At 51.2% G+C, this 299-nt stretch carries 2 tRNA genes; both read left to right on the top strand.

Annotation, left to right across the window (positions count from 1 at the left end):
- The first annotated feature begins 48 nt into the window (after positions 1-48).
- Positions 49-125: transfer RNA gene (locus tag KW829_RS22760), tRNA-Ile, on the top strand.
- Between the two features lie 42 nt (positions 126-167).
- Positions 168-243, top strand: a tRNA-Ala gene (locus KW829_RS22765).
- Positions 244-299 lie beyond the last annotated feature (56 nt).

Raw genomic sequence — 299 nt, forward strand, 5'->3', positions numbered from 1 at the left:
TAGTGCTCACACAGATTGTCTGATGAAAATAGCAGTAAAAATCTCTGCAGGCTTGTAGCTCAGGTGGTTAGAGCGCACCCCTGATAAGGGTGAGGTCGGTGGTTCAAGTCCACTCAGGCCTACCAAACTCCTTTTAAAGGATGAGCGGTACAGAGATTGCAAACGATGGGGCTATAGCTCAGCTGGGAGAGCGCCTGCCTTGCACGCAGGAGGTCTGCGGTTCGATCCCGCATAGCTCCACCATCCTTTTACTGCGAACACAAGAAAACTTCAGAGTGAACCTGAAAAGGTGCACTGCG

This window comes from Enterobacter sp. ENT02, assembly GCF_019219165.1.
GTDB classification, from domain to species: Bacteria; Pseudomonadota; Gammaproteobacteria; order Enterobacterales; family Enterobacteriaceae; genus Enterobacter; species Enterobacter mori.